The following is a 14,834-nucleotide window of genomic DNA, read 5'->3' on the forward strand; positions in this document are numbered from 1 at the left end:
CCCCTTTTCCCACTGTCAGCCCATCTGCATTTGGGGCCACTGGCCGCAGGCCTGCGCTGGCCGTCCCCAAACCCAGAGGCTGCCAGCGGCATTATGGTCCGTCAGCCCGGCTTTCCGCATGGGGCACGCTGCCCCGCAAGCGCGCCAGCCTTCGTGCCATTCTTTGTAACCATCCATGATACAACGTAAAACAGCCCGGAAAACCGGGCTGTCTGTATTTTTGCGTGGCGCGCAGCGGCAAGGGGTGGGCGCACACCCGTGCAGCGAACGAGCGTTTACCCTTTTCAAAGGCAACCTGCTCCAAAACTCTGCCAGGCGTAGTAAAACACTAAATATTTCAGTGGTAAGAGGCGGTGAGGAGGGAGCCTTTGCAAAAGCATCCCTCACCACAAAGCATTCCATTCTAAAGATACGGCGAGAATATCCAGCAGGCGGCATTGCGCAGCCTGACGGGCAGGGACAGGGTTTTCAGCTTGTCGGCTGTGAATTCGGTGCTGCGGCTGATGACATCGTCAATATGGGCAGCGATGCCGTCACAAAACTGCGGGTCGAACACTTCCATATTCAGTTCAAAATTGAGGCGCAGGCTGCGCGTATCCAGATTGGCCGAACCTACCTGGCTGTAATAGTAGTCCACGGTGAGCAGCTTGGTGTGGGCAAAGGGCGGCGGCTGATACCAGACGCGCACGCCAGCCTCAAGCAGGGTGGGCAGCAGGCGAAACTGCGCCCAGTGCACGTAAAACAGGTTGTTTTTGGCGGGCAGCACCACCTTAACGTCCACACCGCGCTGGGCCGCGCTGCGAAGGGCCGCCACAAGCCCGTGCGTGGGCAGAAAATAGGGCGTCATGATGCGCACAGACTGGCGGGCAGCGTTGACGACGCCGCAAAAAACATCGTTGAGCATGTCCGCTTCGGAGCCGGGGCCGTCCATAATGATGCGGCAATGGCTCTCCCCAACCGGCAGGCCGCTGGCCGGGGGCAGGGGCGAGTATTTGCTCGTGCAGAAGCCCCAGTTGAGCAGAAAGGCGCGGCGCAACTGGTCCACAATGGGCCCCTGGCAATGAAAGTGCACGTCTTGCACGTACTTGGTCTTTCCGGCGGCTATGTTGTCATCGGAAATGTTCATGCCGCCGGTAAAGGCGGTATTGTCGCAAACGAGCATCTTGCGGTGGTTGCGCAGATTGATGCTGAAGTTCGGCGGAAAAAGGCGCGGCGGCAGAAACATGGCGACATGAACGCCGTGTTCCGCCAGTTTTTTCCAGGGTTTGCGCCAGGAATAGAGCATGCCGATGCCGTCCACCAGCAGGCGAACATCAACGCCGCGCTTTGCCGCTTCGGTCAGGGCGTCGCCAAACTCCGTGGCAACCTTGCCAGCATTGAAAATATAGGTGCAGAGAAAGACCTGCTCCTTGGCTTCGCGTATGGCCGCGAGCATTTGCGGGTAGGCCTCGTCGCCGTTGTGCAGAATCGTGAGCTTGTTGCCGCCGGAGAGGTGCTGTTCCGTAAGGTGGCGGCCTATTTTTTCCATGCTGATGATGTACTCGGGCACGGTTTCCGGCGGATTTTCGGAAAAAGGCGGGTGGGCGTAGTCCGGCTCAAGGGGTTCCTGACGCCGCATGATGCGGCTGGCGCGGCTTTCAGCCCGGCTGATGCCAAAGGTGGCGTACAAAATCGGGCCGATCAGCGGCAGCAGCAGGGCTGTAACCGTCCAGCCCAATGCCGCGCGCGGGTCGTGCTTGGTCAGCAGCGCATGGCAGACGGCAATCCATGACAGGATATGTATGGCCACAATGGCCACTGTTTCCAGCACTCCTATAATCATGCGACATCCTTTTTATTTACGCTTTTCTACGCAGGTCAGTGACGCCTGCCGCCTGTGGGCAATAGAAAAAAGTGGCGGCGCGCTTGGCGGGCCCGCGCCATGCTCCTGCCCGATACGGGCAGTTATGGGCAGCGCGCAGCCCGGCAGGGCGGTGCAAACCCGGTTCTGGAAAAAGCGGCGGGCGACGGCAGCGTACTGCGGGCGTTTTGTCGAAAAGCATCCCGCCCCGCACGGTGGGGCGCACGGCACGGCGCGCATCAACGCACACGCCACCGTGTGCCATACAGCAGGCCCAAAATGTTTTAGCGCTGGTCAACGCTTGGCATGTAAATTCTCAATGTTTCCGCGCCGTCCGCTTCAGCGCTGCGGGCTCAGACATGCTGCGCTTGCGCGGAAACAGATATGCCGTGCCATCAGAAATGTTCATTCCCAAAGGGTAGCGCCTGGATCAGAGTCCCCATGAAATGCTTCATATTTCAACGGTGGATTCTGTCGAAAAATACGATTTTTGCCAGAATACCCGCCACGCAGCGCGCGCAGCACCCGTGTACAGGGGTAGAGCTCGTGACCTTCGATATGCTGTGCTGCCGAAAGGCGCTGCCTCTAAAATTCCTGAAACTAAAATACAATAAAAGTTTTAGGGGGGAGGGGGCGTGGGGGAGGGACCCTTTTGTAAAAGGGTCCCTCCCCCACAAAGCACTTCACCGTAACATTGTTCTAACCCTGATTGCGCGGGTTGAGGGTAATGCGGTTACGCTCAACAGCCACTGCCAGTTCGGGCAAAAGGTCGCGCAGGGCGTTCATGTCGCTGGCGTTGGCGGCACGTTCCACACAACTGGCCATACGTGCCAGCACGCGGAGGCCGAAGGCATCGGAATCACTGGCGATGCGTCGAGCGGCTTCGCCAACAATGCGGCAGTTGCGGCCCTTGTACGCACGCTGTGCGTCCTCCATGGCGGCGTCCAGACGGTGCAGCATCTGCAAAAGAGTTGTATCAACTGGCGGTTGCGCAGCCGCCCTCGAAGGCGCGGAGGGCGCTGTGGGCGCGGCAGGACGCGCCGGGATCCTTGCGTCGTCCCTTGTGCCCGATGTCTGCTCTGCGGGGGCAGGCGCTGCGGCTCCCGCGATGAAGTCCACGATGGAGGATTCAGCGTCGGAACCAGCCTGCCGTGTCGCTGTGGGGCGCTGGGCAACTGCCGCGCTTGTGTCGTTTGCGTCGCCGGTGGGCGGCACGGGCCGGGCAGCCGGTTCTGTAGACGCCACATTGCCCAAAAGTTTCAGTATGAGCCTGCCGGTTGCCGTGCGCGGCAATTCTCTGGTTTTCTGCGCGGCCTGCACAGGTTCCGCAGAAACCGTGGCGGCGTTTTTGCGTTCTGTTTCAGACTGTCCGGGCTTGGGCCAGGGGATAGCCCCCAGAGGTTTTGCCGCCGGGGTGGCAGCGGGTTCCGGCATCTGGCCGCTGGCCCCGGTAACCGCATTGCCAGGAGTTTTCAGTCGCATGGCAGGCGTCAGGTTTGCGGCCTGTGCAGAATGGTCTGCGCTTGCCGCAGGCTTTGGCGAAACGGGCATGGGTTCGCCTACCCATTCGCCGGGACCGGACAGGCTGGGGCTCACGTAGTCGCGTGGCGCGGCGGCTTCACTGCCTGTGGGAGAAAGGGCGGCGGAAGCCCCGGCATCAGCGTTGGCGGCGCGCGTTCCCGCAGGAGTTGGCGTGCCAATGGGCATGGGGTCGCCCACCCATTCGTCGCCCCATCTCAGGTTTTCGTGCAGCGCCGCGCCGGAAGCGGGCAGACTGCGATCCAGGTATTCTTCAGGGCTTGCGGATTGCGGTCTGCCAGCGTCTGCGGCTGTGCGGGCCTGCGGCGACGTTTGGCCCTGCGGGCTGGCGGATTGTTCACTGCTCGGCTTGTGCAGAGGGGTTGCGGCGGACGCGGCAGGCGTCAGGGGCGCGTTGACCGGCCTGAGTATGGCCTCGCCAATCTTGCCCTGAACCGTAATGACGGGTTGCCCCGCATTGGAGGCGGAATTGCTTATGGCGGCAGCGAGGCTGGCGGCCGGGGCCGGTGACGCGTCTGCCGCCGTTTGCGGCTCTGTTTGCGGCGCGGCGTAAGGCCCGGCCAGAACACCGCCCTGAACCAGGGAGGCCCCTTCGTGCAGGGACTCACCGTCGGAAGCCTCACCCTCAGCCGTGGCGACTTGCGTTGTGGACGCGCCCGCAATGGCATCTTCCGCCGCGCTTTCGGGCGTTGCGGCGTCCGCTTGCGACAATGCGGGGCCGCCTGCGGTTGGCGCGCCTACGGCTGAGTCGTCCTGCGCGGATTCGTCCTGCATGGGTTCAGCCTGCACGGGTTCAGCCAAAGTGGGCTTGTCCTGAATGGGTTCGGCCATCACAGGGCTGGCCATCATATCTTTACTCTGTTCCGCAATATCCGTCCCTTTCTCAGGTCCGGTGTCGTCAGCCGGGGCGTCAGAAGTCTGTTGCGCCGAAGCGTCATCTGTTATGGCCTGTTCTGGCCCGGAAAGGGCGTTTGCAGCCACGTTCCATGCGGCAGAGCGTTCAGGCGCGGGACTGGCGTCTCCGTCCCACTGGGGGCCTTCCAGCCCTGCTGCGGCTCTGAAGTCGTCATCATTGACCTGATCCGGGGCACTGGCATCTTCAGATGCAGCGGCATCTGAAGATTCAGTGGGTGTGGGCTCGGCAGCCTGTGCGGCGTCCGGCCCAGAGCCCAGCTCAGCGTCTGGCTCCACATCTGGCTCGACATCCGGCGCGACATGTGGCTCGGCGTCCATTTCCGTATCCAGGTCAACGTCCAGTCTCGCAGCCATATCCGCGTCCTGGCCCGCATCCATATCGACGCCCATATCGACGCCAAGGTCATCGTCCAGGGCAACGCCCAGGTCCGCATCCGTATTGACGGAAATTTTTTCGCTGCCGTTGCCTGGGCCATCTGCATGCGTGCGGCCAGCAATGCCAGGAAGCGGCAACTGCAGGGAATCGATGTTGGAAAGATCCGGTATGTCGGGATCAGCGGGGTCTTCCGGCTGTTCCGGCAGGGGGGCCATGTCAGGCAGAAGAGCCCCGGCGTCAGCCACCATGGCGGTATCCAGATCGTCCGCCTCGTCGGGATCGTCCTCCGGTTCGGGCATGGCGGCCTCAGCCACGGCGGCCTCCGGTTCAGCCACGGGAACCTCGGCCTCGGGCGGAACGGACTGAACGGATTTGCGCATCTGGTCGGTCATGTCCATAATCTGCGGCAGGGCCGAGAGGTCGGGCAGACGTGAGGCATCTTCACTGGCAGTCTTCCACTGGGTAGCTTCGCCAAAGAGATCGGGCAGGATGGAAGAGGAGGCTTCAGGAGGGAAGGCATCGTCAGCCGCGTGGGCAGGGGGCACGTCTCCGGCTGGGGTCGCATGGCTGCCGTCTTCCGGCGTTTCCGTCGCGCTGGCGTCGGCTGCGGCTTCTGGCGCGGCATCGTCCTTAAGCGCGAATCCGGCTTCTTCAAACAGTTCACGCACGGTGAGGGCAAAGGCCGCCCGTTCCACAGGCTCCAGCAGGGCATGGGTGTACCCGGATTCCGCCAGGGCGTCCCAGCGGCTGTCATCGGCAGTGATGGCCAGAGCCTTGAAAAAGGGCAGGCCAGCCTCAAGAGCCTGATTCTTGAAGCGCTCCAGAACATCGGCCTCGGCAGGTCCATCCATGGGGGAGTGCACCACCAGCAGAAGGGCCGGGGTTTCCCTGTTCAGTTCCAGAGCCTCGCGCATGGTGCGGGCCTCTGTGCTTTGCAGCCCAAGGGCCGCGATCATGTGGGCCAGGTCCTGCCGCTCCACGGCCCTGTCGGCCACAATGGCCACATGCCCGTGACGGGTCTCCGGCGCGGTGGCCTCGTGCTCCAGGGGCTTGAGCCGCAGGGTAAAGGAAATGGTCGTGCCCTGGGGGCCGCATTCGACATTGAGGTAGCAGTTGTTGGTCCCGGCCAGTTCCCAGGCACGCGTCACGGCAAGTGTGGAGCGGTTGCGCGGCGGCAGGCCCGTGCCGGTATCCGTTACCGTAAACAACAGGTGGCCGGGGTCAGCGCTCTCGGGCACACGCCGCACCGAAAGATGCACGGCCCCGCGCGAAGTGGCGCGCACGGCGCTTTCCAGCAGCATGCAAAGGGTTTCGCGCAGGGTTTGCGCCTGCCCTTCGTACATGTGGCCGAGTTGGGGCGGCATGTACCAGGCGAGCCCAATACCGGCATTTTCTGCCGTGGCGCTGACGGCGTCGTGGGCCTCACGCACCAGATGCTGGAGGTTGAAAGGACTGCGGGTTTCGCCAATGAGGCTCTGCTCAAGGCTTTTGCCTGGATTATCTATCACATGAGCCAGATCGGACGCGGCCTGAAGCATGTTTTCGGCGTACTGGCGCACTGCCGGGGGCAGGGCGCAGTTGCCCAGGGCCGCGCCTTCGCGCATGAGGCGGTCAAGGGGCGCGCGCAGGGCGTTTTCCCACAGGCCGGGATCAGTGCTGGCAAATCCGGAGCGCCCGTTGGCGTCGGGAGCGCCGGTCTGCGGGCGCGTTGCCGTTGCGCCGTCCCAGGACATTTCCGATTCGATGGGCGTGCCCAGGGGCGCGTTTTCGCGCGACTGCTTCCAGGCATTGCCGCCAGCGCTGGCCGTGGGCGGCAGCAGGCGCAGATTGGGATCATCCAGAGGCTGGTCAAGGTTTATGGCCCCGTCTTCCATCATAAGGGCCGCGCCATCACCGGAAAAATCGGGCATGGCCGGGCCGCCAAGCCCGCCAAACCCATCCAGGCCGGGCAGCGAACCGTCTTTTTTGCCCTTCTTGCGTCCGCGTTCGCCCGCGCCGCTCTGGGCCATGTCGCGCGGCGCGCCCGTGCCCGCGATGATAAGGGCGCTCAGAGCCGTGCCCCACAGGGGGGCCGAAGCCATAAGGTTGGCGGCATATCCGCTGTCCAGTCCCAGAACTCCGGCGGTCACAAAGAGGGGCGGCAGCAGGCAGCCCAGCAGAAAGCGCCGTGCCCCGCCAAGCCCCATGATGGCCCCGCCGATGGCGCTGGGCACAAAGAGCAGGGTGCACATGGGCCACAGGGCCAGATAGCGTATGAGCCAGCCGAAGCCGGGCATGAGGGGCAGCAGCGCCAGCGCCGCGCCCGGCAGGGAGAGCAGCACGAACTGCGCGTCCAGAAGACGTGAGCGCTGTTTGGCGCGCAAAAGATGGCGGCCCACGTGGGGCAGCAGCATGAGGGCCACGCCGGGGCTGAGCACGGCGGCGGCCTCCATCATGGTGATGCGCCCTGAGCCGTAGGCGGGCATGCCCATGATGGCCTGGGCCAGGGCAGCGGCCACGTACAGGGCTGTCCACACGCGCCACTGGCCTTTTTCGGAAAGGCCGCGCAAAAGGCAGAGCAGCATGACCACGGCCAGGGCCAGAATGGCCGCTGTGCCCGAAAGGCTGCCCCAGTTGTTGGCGGCGTCCTGCGGGGTGCGCAGCATGGGCTCAAACCACAGACCCGGCAGGCCGTCAAGGCGTATGTAGCAGGTCAGGGGTTCGCTGGTTGCCTCGGGCAGCAGAAGCACGGCGCGCTGCGTCGGGACAATTTCCCGCCACTCGACGTTCTCCGTGAGGGGATTGGCGTGAGGCTCGTAAAGGACAGGCCCGTCGGGCACGCTTGATCCCATGTCCAGCAGCATGGCCCCGGCTTTTGCGCCCTGCGGCAGGGGCGCAAGGGTAAAGCGCAGCCACATGACCCCCACGGCGCGGGGCAGATTTTTCATTTGCAGGGGCTGAAAGGCGCTGGCATTGGCGGGGCTTGCCACTTCCTCCACGTCCATAGTGCCTGTCTGGTCGATAAAGTACTGAAGCTTGGGCAAGAGCGGAGCGTTGGGCGTCAGCAGAAGGGGCGGCACCATGACTTTTTGCGCGCTGACAGGCGGCGGCGAAAGAAGCGCCTCGGTGGGCGCGGCCCTGAGCGCGCCCGGCAGCGCGGCCAGGACAATCAGGCACAGAAGCGTGGCGCAGAAGCGTGCAGCCGCGCCGCGACCACGTCGGGACTGGCGCGCATCGGTGAGGTTCTTGCCGGAATGAAGGCCGGTGGGAGTATGTGTCATGGTAATTCCGCCTGTATCCTCGGGCTGTATGCGACCATGCCCCTGCAAGGGCATGTTTTGAAGTTGGAGGAGCGGCTGCGCGCCGCGCCTGCAACTGTAGAGCATTTAACACTTGAAATGCTTGTGTGCGGCAGACAAAAGCCCGCTACGCGCATTTAGTGACAAGGATTTTCAGGAAAATCCTTGCAGAGCAGTTAGCTCATTTCACTCGTATACTGATCTGGATCAGATGAACTATGAGAATATACATTCTCATAGTTCAAGGCACGCTCGCTGCGGCGTTTAACCGCGCAGACAAATTGCGCTTGCGCCTTTGCAGCAAACGTCTGCTCCCGCAGCCGTCAGAGCAATTTAAAAAGTACATTGCTCTGGATCAGCGTCTCTTTGCTGCTTTACATGCCAAGGCGTTCATTCTGCCGGAAATGTCCTTTACGGCAGATTTCGCGCCGCGTTGCGGCGCGCGGCGCTTGCGTGCCGTGTTAGAGCGTACACCTTATTGCAAAGGCAAAATGCTCTAATGCAAATGCTGTATCAGTTCGGAAACGGGTTTGCCGTCAGGCGCGCGCGCGCCGGGGTTCACCTTCAGCAGGCGCTTCCAGGCGATTTCGGCCTCATCCTTGCGCTTGAGGTCATAGTACAGCACAACACCCTCGTTAAACATGGCATTTTCAAGGTCGGGCTGCAGGGACGAAGCTTTGCGAAAGCTTGCCACGGCCTTGTCGAACTGGCCCAGTTCGCGCTGCATGATGCCAAGGTCAGTGAGCACATGCGCGTTGGCGGGCTCAATGGACAGGGAGCGCTCGTACGCCGAGACGGCCTTTTGCGCCTGCCCCGTGTCAAAATAGAGATTGCCCAGGCTGGCCCAGCGCGAGGCGTCGCGGGGATTGTCCAGCAGGGCTTTTTCCAGTTCGCCTATGTGCGCGGACACTTCGGGCGTCATTTGCGGCATGCTGGCCTGCGGCGCGGGGCGTGCACCTTCGGGAGCCTGCGCTGGAGCCTGCGCGGCGGGGGCGGCGGCCTGCTGCTGCATGGGCTGCTGGGCGGAACCGTGCAGCATGGATGGTATCAGGCTGCCCACATACAGGCCCAGCACCAATGCCAAGCCTACGCCCATGATAAAGGTGCCCTTGCGGACCATGCCTGTAGGGGCTGTTGGGCCAGCATCCTGCTGTGCTTCCCTGGCGTGGGCCGTGGGGGCCGCCTGAGGGGCTGGACGTGTGCCGGGCAGGGGCGCGCTGGTGGGCGTAACCTGTGAAGGGGCCTGCTCGTGCGCAGTGCCGGGTGAACTCTTGCTCTTGCTTTTACGACGGGCCATGAAAACCTCTTGGAGCATTTTGCGCCGGAAACGGCTGCTTCCGGGGTGTGCTAACGCCAGTTGGGCGGTTGGGTCACATGAAAATATGCCTGGGCCAAAGCGGCGGCGGATACAGGCGGTATTTTTGCCGGTTGGCGAAGTTGTTGCGGCTTGAAGACCACAATATTTGCAATAAAAGGTACAACCAGTAAAAAAAAGAGGCAAGCCCACAGCTTCTGTATGCGCTGGGGGCTTGCCCATAGTTGTGCGTCTGGATCAGATCAACTTCGCAAGGCTTCGCATTTCAAGGCGTCGTTCTGCCGAAAATGCGATTTTGGCCGAATCCACATCAGCGTGCAGTGCGTTGACCCGCGTGCAGCAATTTTCAAAGGCAAACTGCTTTAGAGCGGCATGCCGGTCATTGCGACAATGGCTCTTGCAGCCCAATGGCAGGGCACGGCGGCGGAGGCTCCGCGCCAGACCGCTCTATTGGTTTTTGCTGGCAGGGGCCTTGGACTTGGCGGCCTTGTCTGCGTTTTTGGCCTTGGCGTTTTCGCCAGCTGCAGGCGCTGCCTTGGCTGGCGCTGCCGTGGCGTTCTGCTCGGGCTTCGGGGCCTTTTCCAGCTCCTGCATGATGGCCTTTTTGAGTTCATCGGAAGCCTTGGGGTCATGAAGACCGGCCGTCAGATGCTCTATGCCCTTGGCAGGGTTTTCAAGAAAATAGATGTACAGCACGCCCAGGCTGTAGCGCACTGAGGCTTCGTCCTTGATGGCGAGCACTTTTTCCAGCGCTTCGGCGGCTTCCTTGTTGCGCCCCTGGTTGTGCATGATGACGCCAAGCAGGTACAGCGGCTTGGAGTTGCTTGCATCCAGCGTTACGGCCCGCTGGGCAAAGGTTTCAGCCGCGTCCCAGTTCTGCGCGCCGATGAGGTGCTCCACCAGGTGGATCATGGCGGTGCTGTCATTGGGATTTTCCGCGATCTGGCGCATGAGCTTGCCGATCTGCTGGGCGTCGTCTTCCTGCCCGCCCGCCTGGGCCGACGGGCCGGGCCGCCGTTGCTCGGTAAGGCCGGGACTTTCAAAGCGCTCCTTGAGCGAAGAGGCCAGCATGGCCACAAGGCCAAGGGCCAGCAAGAGAATAAGCGCGCGCGAAGAGGTGGTGCGCTTGGGGCTGTCAGTCATGATTGATAATCTCCCATTGGGCCAGACGTGCGGCAAGGGCGCGCTGGCGCGCTCCCATAAAGGCCAGGTACGCGCCAAGGCCAACCCACACGGCGGCATTGGCCATGATAATCCAGGTCAGGGTATCCATATATCCTCCGGGGAAGGCCCGAACCCGCGTCCGCGCAGCGATCGCTTGCACGGCATCCTGCGGGCCGCGCGGTTACAGTCCTTCTTGCATCAGTCTGTTCTGCTGCAGCGCGTCAAGGCGCGCGGCCAGGTCCAGCTGGCGTTTGCGAATCCATACCAGCCCGGCCCACAACAGGCCAAAAGAAATCACGCAGGCTATGACTGTCAGGCGCATTTCCGGCTCCAGGCCGCCGCCCTTGTTGCCGAACACGGCAGGGTGGATGGAGCGCCAGATGCGGGCGGACAAAAACACCAGAGGCACGTCCAGAAAGGCCACAACGCCCACCACCGCGCAGACCACGTTGCGGCGCTGCTGCGGCAGGTCGAGGCCGCGCAGCACAAGGTAGCCTGCGTAGATGAACCACATGATGAGGGTGGTTGTGAGGCGGGGGTCCCACGTCCACCAGACGCCCCACGAACGGCGCGCCCACAGCATGCCGGTGACAAGCGCCAGCCCGCTCAGCAGCACGCCCGTTTCGGCGGCGGCGGCGCACAGGCGGTCAGCGGCAGGATTGCGACGCCACAGATAGGCTACCGAGCCCAGAAACACCACAAAAAAGCTCATGAGCGCCCACCAGGCCAGAGGCAGGTGAACGTAAAAAATCTTTTGCGGCAGCCCCAGGGTCTGCTCCACTGGGGCATAGGCATAGATAAGCCACTGGCAGGCGGCGAAAGCCAGGCCGCCCAGAAGGGCCAGCAGCTGCGGCAGCGCAGAAAATTTGGGCATTATTCGTCTCCCGCGTAGATATGGCCGAACAGCAGCAGCCCGGCCCCTAAAAATACGGCGTCAAAAGCCGCCGCCACCCCAAGCCAAATGCCGGGGCCGTCGGCGCTGGGCGCGCCAAGGGCTTGCGCCCCCACGCTTATGCCCGCCAGCAAGAGGGGCGTCAGCAAAGGAAAAAGCACAATGCTCAGCAGCGATTCGCGCGCGGCCTGCCCCTGAGCCAGAGCGCCCAGCAGGGAACCCATGGCGCACATGCCCACGTCCGTGAGGGCCAGGGCGGCCAAAGCCTGCGGCAGGGGACCACTGAGTTCCTGCCCAAGAAAGATCACGCCCGCGGGCAAAAATATGATCTGGGCCAAGAGCAGCAAAATCAGCCCGGCGCAGCCCTTGCCAAGCCATACGGCCTGGATGGGCGCGGGGCAGAGCAGCAGGCCCAGGCGGGAGTTGTTGGCCTCTTCAAGCGCGTACAGCTGATTGAAGATCAGCACCTGGCAAAAGGCGGAACTGAGCCAGAACACGGCAGCCGCGCTTTGCGGCGTCATGCGTTCGCCCACGCCCTGCGACAGGCTGAAAACAAAGAGCAGCAGCAGGCCGAGCAGCAGGGCCTGCACAAGACCGCTGCCGCGCGCCAGCGTGAGGGAAAGGTCCTTGCGGGCCATGGCCAGGGTCAGGCGCAGCACTGCGGGCCTCCCTGCGGCGTGTCGCCGTCTGTGCCGGAATTTTTGCCGCTGCGGGAGTTTTCTTGCCCGCTTTCAGGCCCACTTTCATGCTCGTCGCCTGCCGGTGCGGCGCTTGCGTCGTGCGCCATTTGGGCAGCGGCTTTTTCAGCGGCGTCGCCCGGGGCGCCGTCAGGGGCATTGTCCGGTGCGGCGCTTGCGCCCGCTGTGTAGCCTGCGGGCGGCCCGTCATAGGCCAGCCTGCGTCCGTCCAGAGCCAGCAGACGGTCCGCCAGCGGCGCGTCGCCCGCAAGATCATGACTGATAAGGATGACGCAGGCGTCGCGCGACCGGGCTTCAACTACTTCACGGCGCAAAAGAGCCAGCGAGTTGGCGTCAAGGCCTGTGCCCGGCTCGTCCAGCAGCAGGAGGTTGGGTTCCTGCATGAGTATGCGGGCCAGATTCAGGCGCTGCGCCATGCCGCGCGAAAAAATCCCGGCCCGTTCCTGCGCGTGCGCTTCAAGCCCCACGCGCTCAAGGGCGGCCATGATGTCCTTGCGTGAAAGCGCAAGGCCGCAGGCGTCGCGCCAGAAGGCAAGGTTCTCCAGAGCCGTAAGACCGGGATACAGGAACGTGGCGTGCCCGAGATAGCCCACACGGACGTTGTCCGCCAGCCGGGCTTCGCCCGCGCTGGGACGCGAAAGCCCAGCCATGACGCGCATGAGCGTGCTTTTGCCCGCGCCGTTGCCCCCCACCAGCATAGAAACGCTGCCGGGCGCAAAAGCGCAGCTCACATCCTTGAAGATGACCTTGACCCCGTAGGTCTTGGCAACGCGCACAAGCTCCAGCACTGGCGGCACTCCGGCGGACTAGGCCGATTTGTTCCTGCCTGCGGAGCCGGCGCTGGCTGCGCCTGTGGTCTCTCCGCTTTCATCCCCGTCCTCTTCGTCCAGGCCCTCGGCCAGTTCAGCGGCCTCGGCGGCGCTGGCCTGCTTGCGGCGGCGCAGCCCCACAAGGGGCACAATGCTCATGATGGCGCCGCCAATCCACAGCCAGTTGACCAAGGGTTCTACGCTGAGCTTCACAACAACGTGCGAATCTTCGTCCAGACCCAGCAGCGAGGCATAAATTTCATTGCCAAAGCTGGGGATCACGTCAACTTCGGAGAACTGCATGGTGCCGAATTTTTCGTACAAGCGGCGTTCCGGGGCCACAATGCCAAGCTCCTTGCCGTCCTTGTCCACAACGCGGATGCGGGCGGCAATATAGTCGTAGCCGGGGCGCGCGCCTTCGTTCAGTTCCAGCAGGGTCGCCGTGTAGCCAGCCAGCGTCTGTGACTGCCCCACGGTAAAGTGCATGTCCCGTTCCTGCTTGTACGGGCCGGAAAAGGCAATGCCCAGAGCCATGAGCGCCATGCCCAGGTGCGCGCCGAGAGCGCCAAGGGTGTTGGGCTGCCGACGCACGGCCTTGTCGGCCAGTTGAAAGAGCATTCCCGTAACAATGGCGATGGCCGAAGCCGCGCCCAGCAAAGCCGTGGGCTGGCGATAGCCCATAAACCAGATGGCCGCGCCGCTGACCACAAAAACTCCCAAAATGCTGAAAAAGGCTGTTTTGTTGCGCAGGCCGCCGCCCCAGCCAAGCCAGGGGCAGGTAGCCATCATGAGCATGAGCACTGCGCCCAGGGGCAGGCAGACGCGGTTGTAGAAGTTGGCGTCCAGCCCGCGCGGGGCCGAGGCCCACAGCTTGCTGATCACAGGCCACATGGTGGCCACAAGAATGATGGCTGCCAGGGCGAGCAGCACCCAGGCCACCAGGGTGAGGAAGCCTTCACGGCTGTCCAGCCCAGACAGGGGGCGGCCCTGCTTGGGGGCCATCAGGGGCACCCAGAGGGAAACCACAAGCCCGGCGAGGACGAACCAGGTGAGGGGCGTGCCCACACCGCCGTCGCCAAAGGCGTGAACGGAGTCAATAATGCCGCTGCGCACAAGGTAGGTAGCAAAAAAAGCCGAAACCGTGGTCAGGGCCATCATGGCCACGTTGACGCGTCCAAGCTTGTTGCGGCGGTCTTCAATAATCAGGGTGTGCAGGGCGGCCGAGCCGATGAGCCAGGGAATGAGGGAGGCGTTTTCCACTGGGTCCCATGCCCAGTAGCCGCCCCAGCCGAGTTCCATATAGGCCCACCACGCGCCAAGCACGATGCCGGAAGTCAGGAACAGCCATGCCAAAATGATGGCCGGACGCGAAATGCGGTACCACGCGCCTTCAACGGACGCCTGCCCCGAAAGCGCCTGCGCCAGGGCAAGGCAGGCCGGAATGGTGAAGCCGCCGTATCCAAGGAACAGCAGCGGCGGATGGATGATCATGCCGGGGTTCTGGAGCAGGGGATTCAGGCCGTTGCCGTCCGCCGGGGCGGGGCTTTGCAGCATGAAGGGATTGCTCCAGCTGGTAAGGATAAGGGCAAAGAAGCCCATGATGGAATAAAAAAACGTCCAGTACCACAGGCGGGTGGAGCCGCTCAGATTCTTGAACGCGCGCGTACAGGCGAAAAGGGATCCGCTGACGCCGACGGCCAGCGCCCAGAAGAGCATGGAGCCGGGCTGCCCGGCCCAGAAGGCCGTCAGGCGGTAAAAGACCGGCAGGATGCGGTCGGTATAGCTGGCCACATACTGCACCTGAAAATCAAACCAGAAAAGCGCGTGCAGCAGAATGGCGGAGGCGATCAGCAGCGCGCCGCTGATCACGACATGGGCTTTTTCCACAATACGCAGGGAGTCTTCGCGTCCTTGCCACAATTGCAGCAGGGCCAGGCCGCCGCCGCCCAGAGAGGCGAGCAGGGCCAACAGAAGGAGGGCAAAGGCAAAAACGTACATGGGACTCCTT

General features: G+C 63.0%; 9 protein-coding genes and 1 pseudogene. 1 reads left to right on the forward strand and 9 read right to left on the reverse strand.

All coding sequences use genetic code 11. The features are described 5' to 3' along the window. Positions 1 to 403: 403 nt before the first annotated feature. Positions 404 to 1,822, reverse strand: coding sequence for a cardiolipin synthase (cls, locus tag BCS36_RS11565; protein ID WP_291303045.1), 1,419 nt, complete (start codon positions 1,820 to 1,822; stop codon positions 404 to 406). 717 nt (positions 1,823 to 2,539) lie between these two features. After that, complete coding sequence (locus tag BCS36_RS11570) at positions 2,540 to 7,930, reverse strand: 7TM-DISM domain-containing protein (protein WP_291303046.1); 5,391 nt, start codon at positions 7,928 to 7,930, stop codon at positions 2,540 to 2,542. 236 nt (positions 7,931 to 8,166) lie between these two features. Here BCS36_RS11570 and BCS36_RS11575 point away from each other — a divergent pair, with 236 nt between their 5' ends. Then, positions 8,167 to 8,448 (forward strand): hypothetical protein, encoded by a 282-nt coding sequence (locus BCS36_RS11575; protein ID WP_291303047.1) that lies wholly within the window; start codon positions 8,167 to 8,169, stop codon positions 8,446 to 8,448. Here the strand turns inward: BCS36_RS11575 and BCS36_RS11580 are convergent. The 7 genes and pseudogenes from BCS36_RS11580 to BCS36_RS11610 form a co-directional block, all read right to left on the reverse strand. Next, on the reverse strand, positions 8,445 to 9,245 hold the full coding sequence (locus BCS36_RS11580; RefSeq protein WP_291303048.1) for a tetratricopeptide repeat protein: 801 nt from the start codon (positions 9,243 to 9,245) through the stop codon (positions 8,445 to 8,447). The genes BCS36_RS11575 and BCS36_RS11580 overlap by 4 nt on opposite strands. A gap of 465 nt (positions 9,246 to 9,710) precedes the next feature. After that, positions 9,711 to 10,406 (reverse strand): hypothetical protein, encoded by a 696-nt coding sequence (locus BCS36_RS11585; protein WP_291303049.1) that lies wholly within the window; start codon positions 10,404 to 10,406, stop codon positions 9,711 to 9,713. Further along, positions 10,399 to 10,536, reverse strand: coding sequence for a CcmD family protein (locus BCS36_RS11590; RefSeq protein ID WP_291303050.1), 138 nt, complete (start codon positions 10,534 to 10,536; stop codon positions 10,399 to 10,401). The genes BCS36_RS11585 and BCS36_RS11590 overlap by 8 nt, the downstream gene beginning before the upstream one ends. 72 nt (positions 10,537 to 10,608) lie before the next feature. Next, positions 10,609 to 11,301, reverse strand: a complete 693-nt coding sequence (locus tag BCS36_RS11595) for a cytochrome c biogenesis protein (protein WP_291303051.1) — start codon at positions 11,299 to 11,301, stop codon at positions 10,609 to 10,611. Further along, positions 11,301 to 11,978: a heme exporter protein CcmB gene (locus tag BCS36_RS11600; protein ID WP_291303052.1), complete on the reverse strand. Its 678-nt coding sequence runs from the start codon at positions 11,976 to 11,978 to the stop codon at positions 11,301 to 11,303. Before BCS36_RS11600 ends, BCS36_RS11595 begins: the two co-directional genes overlap by 1 nt. 203 nt (positions 11,979 to 12,181) lie before the next feature. Continuing rightward, positions 12,182 to 12,805 (reverse strand): annotated as a pseudogene (locus tag BCS36_RS11605) (ATP-binding cassette domain-containing protein); the annotation flags it as partial. A gap of 18 nt (positions 12,806 to 12,823) precedes the next feature. Next, positions 12,824 to 14,824 carry a cytochrome c-type biogenesis CcmF C-terminal domain-containing protein gene (locus BCS36_RS11610; RefSeq protein ID WP_291303053.1) on the reverse strand — a complete coding sequence of 667 codons (2,001 nt, stop codon included), beginning with the start codon at positions 14,822 to 14,824 and terminating at the stop codon, positions 12,824 to 12,826. Positions 14,825 to 14,834: the final 10 nt, after the last annotated feature.

It is taken from the genome of Desulfovibrio sp. MES5 (genome assembly GCF_002237645.1).
In the GTDB taxonomy this organism is placed as follows: Bacteria; Desulfobacterota; Desulfovibrionia; order Desulfovibrionales; family Desulfovibrionaceae; genus Desulfovibrio.

Excerpts from the sequence above, each read along its gene's own strand:
- cls (WP_291303045.1), bottom strand. The coding sequence starts at position 1,822 with ATGATTATAGGAGTGCTGGAAACAGTGGCCATTGTGGCCATACATATC.
- BCS36_RS11570 (WP_291303046.1), bottom strand. The coding sequence starts at position 7,930 with ATGACACATACTCCCACCGGCCTTCATTCCGGCAAGAACCTCACCGAT.
- BCS36_RS11575 (WP_291303047.1), top strand. The coding sequence starts at position 8,167 with ATGAGAATATACATTCTCATAGTTCAAGGCACGCTCGCTGCGGCGTTT.
- BCS36_RS11580 (WP_291303048.1), bottom strand. The coding sequence starts at position 9,245 with ATGGCCCGTCGTAAAAGCAAGAGCAAGAGTTCACCCGGCACTGCGCAC.
- BCS36_RS11585 (WP_291303049.1), bottom strand. The coding sequence starts at position 10,406 with ATGACTGACAGCCCCAAGCGCACCACCTCTTCGCGCGCGCTTATTCTC.
- BCS36_RS11590 (WP_291303050.1), bottom strand. The coding sequence starts at position 10,536 with ATGGATACCCTGACCTGGATTATCATGGCCAATGCCGCCGTGTGGGTT.
- BCS36_RS11595 (WP_291303051.1), bottom strand. The coding sequence starts at position 11,301 with ATGCCCAAATTTTCTGCGCTGCCGCAGCTGCTGGCCCTTCTGGGCGGC.
- BCS36_RS11610 (WP_291303053.1), bottom strand. The coding sequence starts at position 14,824 with ATGTACGTTTTTGCCTTTGCCCTCCTTCTGTTGGCCCTGCTCGCCTCT.